General features: G+C 63.9%; 18 protein-coding genes. 6 read left to right on the top strand and 12 right to left on the bottom strand.

Features of this window, described 5'->3' with window-relative positions; translation table 11 throughout:
- Positions 1 to 21 precede the first annotated feature (21 nt).
- Positions 22 to 780, top strand: a complete 759-nt coding sequence (locus tag FNJ84_RS09225) for a DsbA family protein (protein ID WP_143792809.1) — start codon at positions 22 to 24, stop codon at positions 778 to 780.
- Positions 781 to 831: 51 nt separating this feature from the next.
- Here FNJ84_RS09225 and FNJ84_RS09220 read toward each other — a convergent pair whose 3' ends face one another.
- The 8 genes from FNJ84_RS09220 to FNJ84_RS09185 form a co-directional block, all read right to left on the bottom strand.
- Positions 832 to 1365, bottom strand: a complete 534-nt coding sequence (locus tag FNJ84_RS09220) for a cytochrome c (RefSeq protein WP_143792808.1) — start codon at positions 1363 to 1365, stop codon at positions 832 to 834.
- Between the two features lie 17 nt (positions 1366 to 1382).
- Complete coding sequence (locus FNJ84_RS09215; RefSeq protein WP_255471123.1) at positions 1383 to 2966, bottom strand: flavin monoamine oxidase family protein; 1584 nt, start codon at positions 2964 to 2966, stop codon at positions 1383 to 1385.
- 149 nt (positions 2967 to 3115) lie between these two features.
- Positions 3116 to 4249: a flavodoxin-dependent (E)-4-hydroxy-3-methylbut-2-enyl-diphosphate synthase gene (gene ispG / locus FNJ84_RS09210; RefSeq protein WP_143792807.1), complete on the bottom strand. Its 1134-nt coding sequence runs from the start codon at positions 4247 to 4249 to the stop codon at positions 3116 to 3118.
- A 95-nt stretch (positions 4250 to 4344) separates the two neighbouring features.
- Positions 4345 to 5004 carry a thiamine diphosphokinase gene (locus FNJ84_RS09205; protein WP_143792806.1) on the bottom strand — a complete coding sequence of 220 codons (660 nt, stop codon included), beginning with the start codon at positions 5002 to 5004 and terminating at the stop codon, positions 4345 to 4347.
- Positions 5001 to 5216 carry a DUF2842 domain-containing protein gene (locus FNJ84_RS09200; protein WP_143792805.1) on the bottom strand — a complete coding sequence of 72 codons (216 nt, stop codon included), beginning with the start codon at positions 5214 to 5216 and terminating at the stop codon, positions 5001 to 5003. Before FNJ84_RS09200 ends, FNJ84_RS09205 begins: the two co-directional genes overlap by 4 nt.
- The gene (locus tag FNJ84_RS09195; RefSeq protein WP_143792804.1) at positions 5216 to 5815 is read right to left on the bottom strand and encodes an NAD(P)H-dependent oxidoreductase; all 600 of its coding nucleotides are present in this window, start codon (positions 5813 to 5815) and stop codon (positions 5216 to 5218) included. The genes FNJ84_RS09200 and FNJ84_RS09195 overlap by 1 nt, the downstream gene beginning before the upstream one ends.
- Before the next feature lie 4 nt (positions 5816 to 5819).
- On the bottom strand, positions 5820 to 7112 hold the full coding sequence (locus FNJ84_RS09190; protein ID WP_143792803.1) for an adenylosuccinate synthase: 1293 nt from the start codon (positions 7110 to 7112) through the stop codon (positions 5820 to 5822).
- A gap of 137 nt (positions 7113 to 7249) precedes the next feature.
- Positions 7250 to 8050 (bottom strand): helix-turn-helix domain-containing protein, encoded by an 801-nt coding sequence (locus tag FNJ84_RS09185; RefSeq protein ID WP_143792802.1) that lies wholly within the window; start codon positions 8048 to 8050, stop codon positions 7250 to 7252.
- Positions 8051 to 8173: 123 nt separating this feature from the next.
- Here FNJ84_RS09185 and FNJ84_RS09180 point away from each other — a divergent pair, with 123 nt between their 5' ends.
- Positions 8174 to 9379 (top strand): MFS transporter, encoded by a 1206-nt coding sequence (locus FNJ84_RS09180; protein ID WP_255471122.1) that lies wholly within the window; start codon positions 8174 to 8176, stop codon positions 9377 to 9379.
- Positions 9380 to 9463: 84 nt separating this feature from the next.
- On the opposite strand, the gene zapA is transcribed toward FNJ84_RS09180, so the two are convergent.
- The 3 genes from zapA to FNJ84_RS09165 form a co-directional block, all read right to left on the bottom strand.
- Positions 9464 to 9826 carry a cell division protein ZapA gene (gene zapA, locus FNJ84_RS09175; protein WP_143792800.1) on the bottom strand — a complete coding sequence of 121 codons (363 nt, stop codon included), beginning with the start codon at positions 9824 to 9826 and terminating at the stop codon, positions 9464 to 9466.
- A gap of 2 nt (positions 9827 to 9828) precedes the next feature.
- The gene (locus FNJ84_RS09170) at positions 9829 to 10497 is read right to left on the bottom strand and encodes a hypothetical protein (protein ID WP_185968470.1); all 669 of its coding nucleotides are present in this window, start codon (positions 10495 to 10497) and stop codon (positions 9829 to 9831) included.
- Positions 10498 to 10617: 120 nt separating this feature from the next.
- Entirely contained in the window at positions 10618 to 12339 is a 1722-nt protein-coding gene (locus tag FNJ84_RS09165) for a BCCT family transporter (protein WP_143792799.1), read from the bottom strand.
- A 253-nt stretch (positions 12340 to 12592) separates the two neighbouring features.
- On the opposite strand from FNJ84_RS09165, the gene FNJ84_RS09160 reads away from it, so the two are divergent.
- The 4 genes from FNJ84_RS09160 (at position 12593) to hisH (ending at position 15865) form a co-directional block, all read left to right on the top strand.
- Positions 12593 to 13249 carry a TrkA family potassium uptake protein gene (locus FNJ84_RS09160; protein WP_143792798.1) on the top strand — a complete coding sequence of 219 codons (657 nt, stop codon included), beginning with the start codon at positions 12593 to 12595 and terminating at the stop codon, positions 13247 to 13249.
- Positions 13250 to 13344: 95 nt separating this feature from the next.
- Positions 13345 to 14601 carry a TrkH family potassium uptake protein gene (locus tag FNJ84_RS09155; protein WP_143792797.1) on the top strand — a complete coding sequence of 419 codons (1257 nt, stop codon included), beginning with the start codon at positions 13345 to 13347 and terminating at the stop codon, positions 14599 to 14601.
- 47 nt (positions 14602 to 14648) lie between these two features.
- A complete protein-coding gene (gene hisB / locus FNJ84_RS09150; RefSeq protein WP_143792796.1) occupies positions 14649 to 15236 on the top strand; it encodes an imidazoleglycerol-phosphate dehydratase HisB in 588 nt (195 codons plus the stop codon).
- Positions 15236 to 15865: an imidazole glycerol phosphate synthase subunit HisH gene (hisH, locus tag FNJ84_RS09145; RefSeq protein WP_143792795.1), complete on the top strand. Its 630-nt coding sequence runs from the start codon at positions 15236 to 15238 to the stop codon at positions 15863 to 15865. Before hisB ends, hisH begins: the two co-directional genes overlap by 1 nt.
- Before the next feature lie 30 nt (positions 15866 to 15895).
- Here the strand turns inward: hisH and FNJ84_RS09140 are convergent, their stop codons facing one another.
- Positions 15896 to 16483 (bottom strand): hypothetical protein, encoded by a 588-nt coding sequence (locus FNJ84_RS09140; RefSeq protein ID WP_143792794.1) that lies wholly within the window; start codon positions 16481 to 16483, stop codon positions 15896 to 15898.
- Positions 16484 to 16506: the final 23 nt, after the last annotated feature.

Raw genomic sequence — 16506 nt, 5'->3', positions numbered from 1 at the left:
GCGACAAGGAAAGGACCCCTGATGAAACGCCTGATCGCCGCGCTGCTGCTGACTGCCACCCCCGTCATGGCCTTTGACATCAGCGCCATGACCGAGACCGAGAAACAGGCCTTTGGCGAGGCGGTGCGTGACTATCTGATGGCCAATCCCGAGGTGCTGATCGAGTCGATCAACGTGCTTGAGGAACGCCGGGCATCGGATGCGGCGCAGAATGACAAGCTGCTGGTCAGCCAGTTCAGCGACGAGATTTTCAACGACGGCTACAGCTGGGTCGGCGGCAATCCCGATGGCGACCTGACCATGGTGGAGTTCATCGACTATCGCTGCGGCGTCTGCCGGCGCTTCAATCAGGAGGTTCAAGATCTGGTCGAGGCCGATGGCAATATCCGCTTTATCCTGAAAGAGTTTCCAATTCTGGGGCAGGATAGCGACGTCTCGTCGCGTTTTGCCGTCGCGGTCAAGCAAATCGCCGGGGACGAGGCCTATATGGCCGCCCATGTCAGGCTGATGGAGCTGCGCGCCGGCGCCACGCTGGATGCGCTGTCAAAGATCGCGGACGAGATCGGCGTCGATGCAGAGGCGGTTCTGGCGGCGATGAATACCGATGCGGTCAGCGATGTGCTGCGCAGCAATCATCAGCTGGGCGAGAAGATGGCCATTCAGGGCACGCCCACTTTTGTCATTGGCGGGGAATTGCTGCGCGGCGTGCCGCAGGCGGGTCTGACACAGACGGTTCAGAAGATCCGCGAAGGTCTGGACGCATCCGGCAGCGAGGGCTGACCGGATCAGGTGGCGGCGCGCAGGTCGAAACAGGCGCGCCGCAATTACAGGTCAGTTTCCGCCGGAACCGCCAGCCGTGGCCTGCTGATCCTCGGGTCGGACGGCGGCGACGGTTTCGGCCGTGGGATGTTCGGTATACTGGTTGCCGAAATTGGTCTGAACATAGGTCACGACGGCAACCACCTGTTCATCCGACAGCATCGCGCCAAAGGGCGGCATGCCCTTTTGCCCGTTGACGACCAGCATGACCGGATAATCTGGAAATTCCAGATTCTCATTGCCGGCCAGTGCCGGATAGGCGCCCGCACCCGATGCCCCCGCGCCATCATATTGGTGGCAGGTCCGGCACAGATACTGATAGATGTCCTGGCCATCGGTAAAGGCCACCAGCGGCCCCGGATCATCAAGCTGGGGCGCGGCCGGGTCGGTCAGGGCTGCGGCGGCCTGGGTTGCCGCATCCGGCGCGGCATCGGTCGCAGCGGCGGTTTCGGCCTCGGCCGGGGCGTCGGCCTGTGGGGCGGCCTCTTGCGCAAAGGCCGGGGTGGCCAGCGCGAGGGCGACCAGAAGGGTCAGGTGATGTTTCATCTTGATCTTCTCCTTCCTCAGCCGGCCATGACGCGTTCATGCAGCCGGGTAATGGCGTCCAGCGCCGACAGGATCGCGCCTTCCTGCCAGCCGGGCAGATAGGACAGGTGCTCGCCCGCGCAGACCAGCCGGCGATCAACGGCGCAGGCCTGTGCGTAAGCCGTGCCGTATTCGTCCCAATGCCCGTAACATCCAAGCGTCCAGGATGTGCGGTGCCAGGCCCAACTTGCGCCGGCCACAAATTCCTGCCGATAGGCCGGACCGTGGATCTTTTCGCCATCGGCCAGGCAACGCTCGATCCGCTGTTCGGGGGTCAGGGCCGACAGCTCGTAGGCCTGCTTGCCGAAACGATAGGCCGCCAGAAGTGTGCCCGGCCCCGCACTCATCATATTGGCCGAGGGATAGCTGATCTGGCCGATGGGCAGGTCGGTAAAGGTGATGCCGCCATAGATCTGTTCGTCCTGTTCCCAGAAGCGGCGCTTCATTTCCAGACCGGCCTTGAAGCCTTCGTAATACCACATGCCGTCGACCGCGTTTTGAAGGTCGGATGACAGGTCGGCGTCGATCTGCCCCAGAACCGAGAAGGGGATGGTGCAGACGCAGTAATCGGCCGTCACGCTGCCGCCCTGCCCCGTGCCCGAGGCGCTTTCATAGTCGATGGTCACGCCGGTCTCGCTTTGCGCGATACGGGTGACGCGGGCGTCAAATGTGATCAGGCTGCCCACCTCGGCCTCGAAGCCTTTGGCGATCATGTCCATGCCGCCGACCGGCTGGAACAGCGCGGCGTGATGTTCGAACGTGTCATGTTCGCGCAGATATTCCCACAAGCCCGAGCGCAGAAGATCGTCGCGCCCGATCGGCACCGAGGGTTCCGGCGCGCCCGTCAGCCCGCCTCCGGGGGGCTTGGCATAATCGCGGAAATTCGAGGTCGCCAGATTGCTGGCGTAACGCATGTCGCCGTCCAGCGCGCCATAGGCACGCAGGCTTTCCAGCAGCATGTCCTTGACCTCGCCCGTCACCTCATCATCCAGCGAGCCGGCATTGACCGCCTTGGCCAGCAATTCGGTGACATTGCCCAGATAGTCGTTCTTGACCCAGGAAAAGCGCTGCGGCTTGCCGTCGAAAGAGGTCTGCGAATGCAGATAGGCGCTGTCATTCTGCTGAACGAAGGGCTGCAATTCGACACCGAGGCGTTGGCAGTAATGGATCACGCCCTGATGGTGATGCGGGATGCGCCAGGGGCCGTTATTCAGATATTGCCCCTCGGAAAAGCCGACCTTCTGGGTAAAGCCGCCCATCTCATGCACCTCGTCACCGCCGCGCAGGGTCATGCAGCGGCCGCCGGCGCGGTTCTGATATTCCAGGATGGTGACGTTATAGCCCGCGTCACGCAATTCCAGCGCAGCGGTCATGCCGGCAAGACCCGCGCCCAGAATGACGACGCTTGCGCCATTCGGATCGCCTTCCAGCTTGACCGGCTTATAGTCGCTTTCCTGCGCATGACCCATCGTGGTCATGGCGCGAAGCATGGCGGCGCTGCCGGCGGTGGCCCCGATCAGGGTCAACAGGTTGCGCCGCGACATGGTGCCAAATGGTGACATGGCAAGTCCCTCCGCGATTTGTATTGTATTGGATAAGGCCAACGGGACTGTGGGTGGAACGGTTCCACCGCAAGCTGAATAAACCTGCACGGTCCGCAAACGACCGCGCGCCCCATGTCAGGGCAGGCCAACCGGCCCTGGTTTTCCTGTCATTCCGCGGCCTTGGCGGCCAGTGCGGCGTCGGCCTCCAGCTTTTCGGCGCGGGCTTCGACCAGTTCGACGATCTGGTCGATCATCTGCGCATTGCTCATCTTATGGGCCTGTTTGCCGGCCAGATAGACCATGCCAGAGCCCGCCCCGCCGCCGGTAAAGCCGATATCGGTCATCAGCGCCTCGCCCGGCCCGTTCACCACGCAGCCGATGATGGAAAGGCTGATCGGCTGCTTGATATGTTCCAGCCGCTGTTCCAGCGCCTCGACGGTCTTGATCACGTCAAAGCCCTGACGCGCGCAACTGGGGCAGGAAATGATCTGCACGCCCCGCGTCCGCAGGCCAAGGGATTTCAGGATCTCGAAGCCGACCTTGACCTCTTGCACCGGATCGGCCGACAGGCTGACGCGGATGGTGTCGCCAATGCCCGACCACAAAAGGTTGCCAAGACCGATCGCCGATTTGACCGTGCCGCCGACGAAACCGCCGGCCTCGGTGATGCCCAGATGGATGGGCGCGTCGGTCGCCTCGGCCAGTTGCTGATAGGCAGCGGCGGCAAGGAACACGTCGCTGGCCTTCACGCTGATCTTGAATTCGTGGAAGTCGTTGTCTTGCAGGATCTTGATGTGATCCAGCCCGCTTTCGACCATCGCATCGGGGCAAGGCTCGCCGTATTTTTCCAGCAGGTGCTTTTCAAGGCTGCCGGCATTGACGCCGATCCGCATCGAACAGCCGTGATCGCGGGCGGCCTTGATTACCTCGCGCACGCGGGCGGCATCGCCGATATTGCCGGGATTGATGCGCAGGCAGGCGGCACCGGCCTCGGCGGCCTCGATGGCGCGTTTATAGTGGAAATGGATGTCGGCCACGATCGGAACCGGGCTTTCGCGGCAAATCTCGCGCAGCGCCTGCGTGGTGGCCTGATCGGGGGCACTGATGCGGACGATATCGGCCCCGGCCTCGGCAGCAGCGATGACCTGGGCCAGCGTGGCGCGCACGTCGGTGCCATCGGTATTGGTCATGGTCTGCACGCTGATCGGCGCATCGCCGCCCACGGGGACGCGGCCCACCATGATCTGCCGCGACTTGCGACGTTCGATATTGCGCCAGGGGCGGATCGGGTTATGGGTCATCGGGACCTCGGGGGTATGGGGCCGGGTTTCGCAGCAGCAGATACGCTATTGCCGGGCGCCGGACAACCTGGCGCGCGGCTCTGTGATCGGGCGCGCTATTGCAATCCCAGTCCGGCCATCGCCGCCGCCAGCGCCTCGCGCGGCAGCATCACCAGCATCGGCCCCTCGATCGCCAGACGCACCGGCCCCGTCACCCGGTTCGAGGTGCCGCTGCGCCCGTCCGGGGTAAAGGCCAGGCCGTCGATGGGCCATTCCAACCCCTCGCTGCTGCCCCGCGCGGGCCCCATCGGGAAAAGCGACAGGCGCGCACCGTCAGGCAGGTCCAGCGCCAATCGCGGCGGGCAGAGAAAGACGATATCCTCGGCCGCGATCAGGATGACATTCGGCGCGGGCAGCCGCGCCATGACATTCAGCGCGGCAAGCGTATGGTCCAGACGGCGGCCGGAAAAGCCGATGGCGATGACGAAGGGCGCAGCGATCCGGGTCAGGCATTTCTGGAAATCGGTGCTGTCCTGTTCGGCAACACGATGCAACACCTCTGGCGGCAAGGCCGCGCGACCGGCCACGGACAGCGAGTCGAAATCACCGATCACGGCGGCGGGCCGATAGCCACGATCCAGCGCCTGATCGGCACCGCCATCGGCAGCGACCAGAAGGGGCGCTGCGGCCAGCGCCTGTTCCAGATCGTCAGGCTCCAGCGCACCGCCGCCGATCAGCGTGACCCCGCCGGCACTGGTGACAAGCGGCTCGCTCACTCGTCGCCCTTGCCGATGCCGGTGAACACCCGCTTGAAGGGCAGGATCCAGATGATCCCCAGCACCACGATCACCAGCAGTTCCACCAGAACCGGCAGGCGGCCATAGCGGTCGCCAAGCCAGCCCAGCACCATCCAAGCAATCGCGATATAGCCCGGCAGACCAATCACAAGGATCAGGATCGACAGGCGCTTGCGGGTTTTCAGGTCCATCAGATCTTGTCCTTGCGTTTCAGTCCCTGTGCGCCGCCGGCAAGCTTGCGCAGCCGGGCACGCCACTTCTCGATATTGCGGTCCACACCGCCGCGCCTGACCATCCCGAAATAGGCCATGCGGATCGGGCGGAAGCCAACGAAACCCAGCACCTGCCGGCGATAGCGCCAGCCCACCGGATCGAAATAGGCCAGCCGCAGATAGGGCGGCGGCGTATCCATGGTGACGATCACATCGGCCGAGCGGCCCCGAAGCAACCGGTCCCACCAGGGATCATCCTTGTGATAGCGAAAGGCGCGGCGCGGCAGCAGGATGCGATCCCAAAAGCCCTTGAAGCGCGCGGGCTCCGCCCCCCACCACAGCGGAAAGCCCAGGACCAGATGGTCGCAACCCTCGACCAGTTCCAGCACGCGCGCCAGATCGGGTTCCAGTGGCGGCACTTCTTCATAGCCGCGCGACAGGTCGGGATTGAAATCCAGATCACGAATGGCAATCCGCGACACTTGGGCCCCCGCTGGCAGAGCCTGCTGATAGACATCCAGCAGATGCGCCGTCAGGCGGTTCGCATCGGGATGGCCGTCGATCAGCAAGACCTGCAAGATGTCAATCCGCGAAGGGATCGGTCACAAGGATCGTATCGTCGCGCTCGGGGCTGGTCGACAGCAGCGCGACAGGGCATTGAATAAGCTCTTCGATCCGGCGGACATATTTGATCGCCTCGGCCGGCAATTCGGCCCAGCTGCGCGCGCCTGCGGTCGATTCCTGCCAGCCGGGCATTTCCTCATAGATCGGGGTCACCTTGGCTTGCAGGGCCGCGGCCGTGGGCAGGTAGTCATAGGTCTGCCCGTCGATTTCATAGCCCACGCAGATCTTCAGCGTATCGAACCCGTCCAGCACGTCCAGCTTGGTCAGCGAGATGCCGCTGACACCCGAAATCGCGCAGGTCTGGCGCACCAGCACCGCGTCAAACCAGCCACAGCGCCGCTTGCGCCCGGTGACGGTGCCGAACTCGCGGCCGCGTTCGCCAAGACGCTGGCCGATCTCGTCATGCAGCTCGGTCGGGAAAGGGCCTTCGCCCACGCGGGTGGTATAGGCCTTGACGATGCCCAGCACGAAATCCACCGAACCCGGCCCCATGCCAGTGCCGGTGGCCGCCTGCCCCGCGATCACATTGGACGAGGTCACATAGGGATAGGTGCCGAAGTCGATATCCAGCAGCGAGCCTTGCGCGCCTTCGAACAGGATGCGCTTGCCGGCGCGGCGGGCCTCGTTCATCACCTTCCAGACGGGGGCCGCATATTGCAGGATCTGCGGCGCGATGGCGCGCAGGCTGTCCAGCAGCGGTTCGCGGTCGATCGGTTCCAGCCCCAGGCCGGCACGCAGCGCGTTGTGATGGACCAGCGCACGGTCGACCCGCAGTTGCAGCGTATCGTCATCGGCCAGATCGGCCACGCGCACGACGCGGCGGCCCACCTTGTCCTCATAGGCCGGGCCGATGCCGCGACCGGTGGTGCCGATGCGGGCCAGGCTGTTCTGTGCCTCGCGTGCGCGGTCAAGTTCGCCATGGAAAGGCAGGATCAGCGGCGTGTTCTCGGCCACCATCAGGTTCTCGGGGGTGATTTCCACGCCCTGTTCGCGGATCGCGGCGATTTCCTTGACCAGATGCCAGGGGTCCAGCACCACGCCATTGCCGATGACCGACAGCTTGCCGCCCCGCACCACGCCCGAGGGCAGCGCATTCAGCTTGTAGACCTGGCCGCCGATGACCAGCGTGTGCCCGGCGTTATGGCCACCCTGAAAGCGCGCGATCACATCGGCGCGCTCGCTCAGCCAGTCGACGATCTTGCCCTTGCCCTCGTCGCCCCATTGCGCGCCGACAACCACCACATTGGCCATGAGAAAAGCCCCCTTCGGTCAGGAATTTGCCGCTGAAGGGCATAGTGGATCGCCGCGCCAGAGGAAAGCGGCGATTTGGCACGGGGCGGATCGCGCATCCTTTTCCGCCAGCCGACCACCCGCGCGGCCAATGATGGCTAGGCCCGGTTCCCATCCCCGGCCGATTTTGCGCCCAGCCCCAGATAGGCGCGCGGTGCCGCGCCGAAGGCCTTTTTGAACATGATGGTAAAGGCGGCCGGATTTTCATATCCCAGATCCATCGCGACCGCCGTGACCGCCCGCCCGCCAGCCAGATGCGGCAGCGCCGACAGCAGGCAGGCTTGCTGCCGCCAGGCAACAAAGCTGAGACCGGTTTCCTTGCGAAAGAAGCGGGTAAAGGCGCGCCGGCTCATACCCAGCAGGGTGGCCCAGTCATCAATGGTCTCGTGGATATTGGGGTGGCGCATGAACCGCTGGCAGGCATCAGCCAGGCGGTCGTCGCGCGGATAGGGCAGAGACAGCGGCAAGGCCGGCAGGCGTTCCATTTCATAGCCCAGAAGCGCCATCAGCGCCCCGGACCGGCCGTCAAGATCGTATTCCAACGGCAGATCCAGTGCCTCGACAATCAGGCCACGCATGAAGCCCGAGATTTCGACGACCTGACAATGATCCGGCATCCCACGCGCGGCCTCGGGCTCGATGTAAAGGCTTTGCATGCTGACCGCCCCCACCATGCGGACATTGTGGGTTACCCCAGGCGGGATCCACAGACCTCGCTGCGGCGGCATGATCCAGGTGCCGTCAGGCGCAGACAGCACCAAAAGCCCCGTCGTGCCCGAAATCAATTGCCCGCGACGGTGATGATGCGGGGCAATGCGCCCGTCATCGGGATGGTCGCGGGCGATCGCGACGATGGGGCGCTGCGTGTCATCCACGCTGTTGATATGGACATTCCGCATCTCTGGCCCAGTTGCGTAAGAATGAGGCCCGGTCAAGGTGGCAGGCCAGCATGCCGGTCCATAATTCTTGGTTGCATTGGTGGCAAGTGCGCTTGCCCGCAACCCATTCAAGGCGAACCCCCTGTGTCAAACATCACCACGACAGCACCGCCATCAGGCGGAACAGCCGCGTTTTCCGTTCTTGGCGCCGCCAGCCTGTGCCATTTTCTCAATGACATGATGCAGTCGCTGTTGCCGGCGGTGTATCCGATCCTGCAAGGCAATTTCGCCCTGTCCTTCGCGCAGGTCGGCATTCTGACATTGGTTTACCAGCTGACGGCCTCGATCATTCAGCCCTTTTTCGGGGCCTATACCGATCGCCACCCGCTGCCCTATTCACTGCCCATCGGCATGGCCTCGTCCATGCTGGGCCTGCTGACGCTGGCCTATGCGCCCAGCTACGCCGTCCTGCTGGCTGGCGCGGTGCTGCTGGGCGTGGGTTCCTCGATCTTTCATCCCGAGACCTCGCGCATCGCACGCCTGGCCTCGGGCGGCTCGCATGGTCTGGCGCAGTCGATCTTTCAGGTGGGCGGCAATTTCGGTTCCGCGGTTGGCCCGCTGGCCGCGGCTTTCATCGTCCTGCCAAGGGGGCAGCAAGGTCTTGCCTGGTTTGCGCTGGTGGCTTTGGCCGGCATGATCATCCTCGGCGCCCTTGGCCGCTGGTATCAGGTGAATCATCACGCAAGGCGACCGACCGAAACAGCGCCGGTCCGGCATGCAAGCCTGTCGCGCGGCAAGGTGGTGTTGGCAATGTCGGTGCTGATCGCGCTGCTGTTTTCCAAATATATCTATACGGCCGCCTTCACCAGCTATTACATCTTCTTCCTGATCGAGAAATTCGGGATCGAGACCCGGCAGGCCCAGCTGTGCCAGTTCGTGTTCTTCGGCGCGGTCGCGGCAGGCACGCTCGCAGGTGGCCCCATCGGCGACCGGATCGGACTGAAGCCGGTGATCTGGGTGTCCATCCTTGGTGTGCTGCCCTTTTCGCTGATCCTGCCGCATGTCGGCCTGACGGCGACGATCCTGCTGAGCGGAATCATCGGCTTTACCATCGCCTCGGCCTTCCCGGCGATCGTGGTCTATGGCCAGGACCTGATGCCCGGACGGGTCGGCATGGTCTCGGGGCTGTTCTTCGGCTTCATCTTCGGGATCGGAGGGATCGGTGCGGCGATGCTTGGCGGACTGGCGGACTGGAAGGGCATCGCCTTTGTCTTCAACCTCTGCTCGGTCCTGCCTGCGATCGGGATTCTGGCCGCGCTTCTGCCCGATACGCGCCAGCGCCATGGATAAGACAATGCGGCAGGGCCTCTGACTGACGGCCCCGTCAGCCGCGCGGTCATTGGCATGCGGGGACCGGGACGTGCCTGCCGGGCGTCAGTCCCCCAGCCTCTCCTCGATCTGTTCGGCAACCGCTTCGGCGCGGGCGGCCAGTTCGGCCATCGCTTCCTTCAGATCGGCGGGGACCACCGGAACCTCGACCTTGGTGGGGTTGGATTGCAGCCGCGACAGCTGTTTTTCGGCCTTGTCAGCGCGGTCTTCCAGCGCCGAATACTTGTCGGCCAGCATCAGGCCGGCCAGCAGCAGCAGGCGCGGCTCGGGCATGCGGCCGGCCTGTTCCAGGATCAGCCGCGCCTCGGCATCCAGCAGGGCGGCGGCGCGTTTCAGCAGCCGTTCCTCGCCCGGCTGGCTGGTCAGGCGGTATTCCTTGTGCCCGATCGAAAAATCGACTTCCGCCATGATTACCTGCCCCCGTTTCCGGCTTCGCCGGCCTCGTCATCGGCATCAACGCCGTCATCATCATCGCCATAAACCGCACCAAAGGCCGGATCGGCCTCGCGGGTCAGTTCGGGCACGCCCGCCTCGTCGCCAAAGCTGACCACCTCGGCCTGAACCAGCGGCCTGTCAGGCACCGCCACATCGGCGGCGAAGGGCGCATCCGTCGCGGCGGAATCGGCCAGCATACGCTGCAATTCGGCCATGATCTCGGCCAGTTGCGAAATCTCGGCGGCGCGGGCGGCGCGCAGGGCCTCGATCTCGGCCTCCAGCGCCACGGCCACGGCCTCGACCTGGTCGGTCTGGCCCGAGACGGCCTCGATCAGCCCGCGATTGGCGGCGATCAGTTCTTCGTTCGCGGATGACAGCCGCGCGGCCTGATCGGCCAGATCGGCCAGGCGCGGATCGCCCGACCCGGCCAGTTCGGCCCCCGATTGCGGCGCCGGGCGCATCGCATCGACGGCAGCCTGAAGCCGTTCATTATCGGCAAGCGCCTGATCCAGACGGGCCTGCAACCCGGCGGGATCCACAGCCGGGCCGCCACCAGCCCCGCGCGGTGGCGCGGTTTCCAGCAGATAGTCGATCCGGTCAAGCGCGGCAGCCAGGCGGCGTTCGCTGGCCCTGATATCACTCATCACTTCGTCCTTACGGCAGTCGCTGGCGCATAGCCTTCGGTGAACTTTCTCGCATCCTGCGCGCCATAAAACAAGAACGGGCAGGTTTCCCCGCCCGTTCTTTTAACTCTGCCAGCCAGATCAGGCGATTTCACGCCGTTCCGCAGCAAGGCCCTTGAACACAGCCCAGACCGCGCCCAACAGCACGATGGTGAAGGGGAAACCCGTCGAAACCGCCATCGCCTGCAAGGCCGTCAGCCCGCCACCAAGCATCAGCGCAATGGCGACCAGCCCCTCGAAGGTGCACCAGAAGACGCGCTGCGGCACCGGCGCGTTGACCTTGCCCCCGGCCGAGATCGTGTCGATCACCAACGAGCCGCTGTCGGACGAGGTGACAAAGAACACGATCACAAGGACGATGCCGATAAAGCTGGTGATCTGCGCCATCGGCAACTGGCCCAGCATCTCGAACAGCTTCAGCTCCAGCGTGGCATCGGCAATGCCGGTGAACCCGCCAAGCGTTATCGAGATAGCCGTGCCGCCCAGTGCCGTCATCCACAGGACCGAGATCAGCGAGGGCACGATCAGCACCGCGACCAGGAATTGCCGCACCGTGCGACCGCGCGACACGCGGGCGATGAACATGCCGACAAAGGGCGACCAGCTGATCCACCAGGCCCAGTAGAACGCCGTCCAGCCCTGCCGGAAATTGTCATCCGTGCGGCCGAAGGGGTTGGACAGCGGGATCAGATCCCGCGCATAGGCGCCCAGATTGCCGAAGAACCCCGTCACGATCTGCCAGGTCGGCCCCACCGCGATGACAAAGGCCAGCAACAGGAAGGCCAGCACCATATTGGCCTGGGACAGCAGCTTGACGCCCTTTTCGACGCCCGCCACGACCGAGAAGGTCGCCACCGCCGTGATGCACAGGATCAGCACCATCTTGGTCAGGTCGGTGGCCTCGATCCCGAACAGATAGTTCAGCCCGGCACTGGCCTGTTCGGCCCCCAATCCAAGCGAGGTCGCAAGCCCGAAGATCGTGGCAAAGACGGCAAGGATGTCGATGACATGGCCCGGCCAGCCCCAGACACGTTCGCCCAGCAGCGGGTAAAAGACCGAACGCATCGTCAGCGGCAGACCCTTGTTATAGCTGAACAGCGCCAGCGCCAGCGCGATCACCGCATAGATCGCCCAGGGGTGCAGCCCCCAGTGGAAGATCGTGGCGGCCATGCCCAGACGCCGCGCGCCCAGTTCATCGCCAGCAGCACCGCCAAGCGGCGCCCAGTCCGTGCGCAGGCCGTTTTCAACGGTAGGGCCTGCCAATGCGGCATCGAAATGGCTCATCGGTTCGCTGACGCCATAGAACATCAGCCCGATCCCCATGCCGGCCGCGAACAGCATCGAAAACCAGCCCGACAGGGTGAAATCCGGCGTCGCTTCGGGTCCGCCCAGCCTGATGCTGCCATAGGGCGAGACGATCAGGACCAGGCAGGCCAGCACGAAGATGTTGCCCGCCAGCAGGAAGAACCAGTCCAGCCGGCTGGTCAGCGTGTCGCGCAACCCGGTGAACACCGGCTCCAGCGAACTGGCGAAGGCCATGGTGACGACGGTAAAGATCAGGATCGCCACAGCCGAGATGATAAAGACCGGGTTGTGGATGTCGAACGGGATGCGACCCTTGTTCTGGATGTTGTCCTGTCCGACCTCATAGTCGGTCTCGATGATCTCGGTTGCCCCTTCGGGCTCGGGGATGGGTTCGACCTCGGGTTGCGGATCGTCCCTGCCCTCTAAGACGCGGCGTTCGGCGGCTGCGTCGCCGGGCCGTCCTTTATGGCCCTTTCTTGGATTGGTCGGGTCTGTCATTCGGCCCCTTTCCTTTCCTGTTTTCTGGTTTTTCCGGTTTCGTCATTTTGCGGGATGGCGGGTTTCCGCCAAGGGCAGCAAACCTGTCACACTGCGTCCAGATTGGCCACCCAAGACCCGGAATAAGGGTGAAACACCGACAAATCAGGGGCTTAATGCGACCAATTCAGGGGGTCAGAGGGGTGAAGGACAATCGCTTGACGATGCCTGCGGTCGATCTCACTATCCGCGCAACCTATCGTGAGGGCGGCAGATGAGTCGCAGAAATCGCAGTTTCGTGGTCGTCGGGCTGGGCAGCTTTGGCGGCGTGGTCGCGACAGAGCTGGCCCGGTTCGGCAACCGGGTTCTGGGAATAGACCGGGACGAACGCCGCGTCGCCATGCTGGCGGAAACCCTGTCCAGCGTCGTCATTCTTGATGCCACCGACGAGGGCGCGCTGCGCGAGGCGGGCGTGAACCAGTATGACGTGGCGATGGTCTCGATCGGCAATGATCTGGAAGGCAGCATCCTTGCCTCGATGAACCTGCGGCTGATCGGCGTCGAAACGATCTGGGCCAAGGCCGAGAACCGCACCCATCACCGCATCCTGTCCAAGATCGGCGTCGACCGGGTGATCCTGCCGGCGCTGGAGATGGGCCGGCACACCGCGCAGATGCTGAACAACCCGGCGGTTCAGGACTATGTCGCCCTTGGCAACGGCTTCAGCGTCGTCAACCTGATGATCCCGAAGCGGCTGGCCGGCAAGGCCATCGCCGATCTGCATATCGGCGCGGGCGTCAGGGTGCTGGGGCTGATGCGGGGAACGGAATACACCCCCGGCCAGGATCCCGCCTATGTGCTGAAAGAAGCCGACCGCCTGCTTTTGCTGGGCAAGCGGCCCGAGCTGACGGCATTCGGCGACCGGCTGTGAGCCAGTTAAGCCGTCCCTCATGGCGCGGATTCAAGCGGTGGCTGGGCCGCACGCCGCCCACTGCCGTTCTGGCGACAGGTTATTTTTCGCTGATCATGCTGGGCGCGTTCTGCCTGATGCTGCCTTTCGCGACGACACGGCCGATCAGCCTGACCGATGCGCTGTTCACCTCGACCTCGGCGGTGACGGTGACGGGACTGGCCGTCATCGACACCCAGTTCGCGCTGACCTTCTGGGGCCAGCTGATCGTGATGATCCTGATCCAGTTGGGCGGGCTGGGTCTGATGACCTTCGCCGTGCTGGTCTTTGCCGCGCTTGGCATGTCGATGGGCGTGGCCCAAAGCACCTATCTGCGCGAGGATCTGAAGCAGACATCCTATGAAAGCCTGTCGCGCCTGACAGCCACGATCCTGCGCATCGTGCTGCTGGCCGAGGTCGCCGGCGCGATGCTGCTCTGCCTGACTTTCGTGCCGAAGTTCGGTTTCACACTGGGGGTCTGGCACGCGATTTTCCATTCGGTTTCGGCCTTCAACAATGCCGGCTTTTCGACCTTCTCGCCGGGGCTGGTCGATTTCGCCACCGATCCGATCATCAACGTTGTCCTGCCGGCGCTGTGGATCACCGGCGGCATCGGCTATCTGGTGACCTCGGAAATCGCGCGGCGCAAGTTCTGGACCGCCTACAGTCTGCATACCCGGCTGATGCTGGTCGGCACGGCGGTGCTGATCGTGCTGGGCGTCGGGCTGACGGCCGTTCTGGAATGGAACAACCCCAAGACGTTGGGTCAGTTCGACAGCGCGCTGGCACGGATGACCGTGGCCTGGTTTCAGGGAACCGTGCCCCGGACGGCTGGCTTCAACACTGTTGCCATCGGCGACCTGAACGATTCGACATCGCTGCTGTATATGGCGCTGATGATCATCGGCGCGGGGCCGACCTCGACCGCGGGCGGGTTGAAGGTCACCACCATCATGGTGCTGTTTCTTGCCACCATGGCCTTTTTCCGCCGCCGCACCCATGTCTGGGCCTTTGGCCGATCGGTCGGGCTGGAAGAGGTGCTGAAGGTGATGGCGGTCATCTCGCTGTCGGCGGTGCTGATGTTCACCGCGATCTTTGTGCTGACCATGACCCATAACGGGCATTTCCTGGATATCAGCTTCGAGGTGGCCAGCGCCTTTGGCACCACCGGCCTGTCACGAGGTTATACGGGCGAATTGTCCGATTTCGGGCGGATCGTGATCATGATCGTGATGTTCCTCGGCCGGGTCGGGCCGCTGACATTGGGCGTTTTCCTTGCAACCAGTATCCCGTCCCGCGTGCGTTACCCGCAGGGGCAGCTGCATCTTGGCTGACGGGCCTGCCCGGCCTATAAGCGCGGCGACAAGCAAGGGATCAGCCGATGCGCACAGCCACCATCAGCCGCAATACCGCCGAGACGCAGATCGAGGTGACCGTCAATCTGGACGGCACCGGCATCTATGACAACCGGACCGGCATCGGCTTTTTCGATCACATGCTGGATCAGCTGTCGCGGCATTCGCTGATCGACCTGACGGTGCGGGCCACGGGCGATCTGCATATCGACGATCACCACACGGTCGAAGATACCGGCATCGCCATCGGCCAGGCCCTGACCCGCGCCCTTGGCGACAAGCGCGGCATCCGCCGCTATGGCAGTTTCCTGCTGGCGATGGATGATGCGCAGCTGCGCACGGCGCTGGACCTGTCGGCGCGGCCCTTTCTGGTGTGGAACGTCGATTTCCCCACCGCCAAGATAGGCAGCTTCGACACCGAGCTGGTGCGAGAGTTCTTTCAGGCGCTGTCGACCCATGGCGGCATTACCCTGCATGTGGACCGCCTGCACGGGTTGAACAGCCACCACATCGCCGAGGCCGCCTTCAAATCCGTCGCCCGCGCCCTGCGCGAAGCGGTCGAGCCTGATCCGCGCATGTCGGGTGTGCTGCCCTCGACCAAGGGCGCGCTGTGATGCGGGTCGCGTTGGTCGACTATGACAGCGGCAATCTGCATTCGGCGGAAAAGGCCTTTCAGCGGATGGGCCGCGATCTGGGCGCGGATGTCACCGTCACCTCGGCTCCTGATGTCGTGGCCCGCGCCGACCGGATCGTGCTGCCGGGCGATGGGGCGTTTCCCGCCTGCAAGGCCGCGCTGGACGCGGTGGACGGCATGACGGATGCGCTGCGTCAGGCCGTGCTGGAACGTGGCGTGCCCTTCATGGGCATTTGCGTCGGCATGCAGATGCTGGCCGATCTGGGCCATGAATACCGCCCGACCAACGGCCTGGGCTGGATTGGCGGCGAGGTCGTGGCCATTGACGCACCGGGCCTGAAGGTGCCGCATATGGGCTGGAACGATCTGGCCATCGACCACCCCCATCCGGTCTTGCAGGGCGTGGTGACGGGCGATCACGCCTATTTCGTCCATAGCTGGCAGTTCCGCGTCACCGATCCGGCGCAGCGGCTGGCTCATGCCGGCTACAGCGGCGAGGTGACGGCCGTGGTCGGTCGCGACAATATCGTCGGCACCCAGTTCCACCCCGAGAAATCGCAGGGCGTCGGTCTGCGGATCATCGCGAATTTCCTGCGCTGGCAGGTCTGAGGCCGCGCCGCCACCGCGATTGCGACGACATCAATAGCGCATGTTCAGGCTCATTCGCAGGGCCTGCGAATAGGTCGCATAGGGCACCACCAACAGCGGCACGCCGGGCGCATTGATGCCGAACATGTCGTTGGCATTCCAGTATTTATCCTTGGTGATATTGTGCGATGTCGGGTCATAGCGCAGCAATTGCCCGGTCCCCAATGTGCCAAAATTGTTGAAGCCGCGCACCGTCACATGATCGGCACGCCTGACCTGGCGCACGATCATCGAATGGTTCGGCACGGTGTAATGCCCGGTGATCAGCACATCGCCCGGATGCAGATTGACCAGATCGTTGCGGGTAATCCTTTGGGCCCCCTGACAAAAGATCGGGCCATAGCGCATCGCCGGCAGCGAGAAATGAAACGCCCCGTTATTGATGCAGCCCGGACAGGTCGCCCGGACAAAGCGGTCGACCTTGGCATTGGCTTCGGCCTCGGTCAGGCCCAGATCCATATAGCCCCAATGCATCGCGGCCGTGTGGCAGGTATATTCTGTGGTCGAGTTGTCGCTGTGCCGGTTCAGCCAGGGATTTGGGGCTGTCTTGGACAGGGTGGACAGGTTCTGACCGCTCATTGCAAATCTCCTGTTCAGCCGGG

The organism is Paracoccus sp. M683 (assembly GCF_007096355.1).
In the GTDB taxonomy this organism is placed as follows: Bacteria; Pseudomonadota; Alphaproteobacteria; order Rhodobacterales; family Rhodobacteraceae; genus Paracoccus.
Note: the sequence above shows the minus strand (reverse complement) of the source record. Positions and strands in the feature narration are given on the sequence as shown.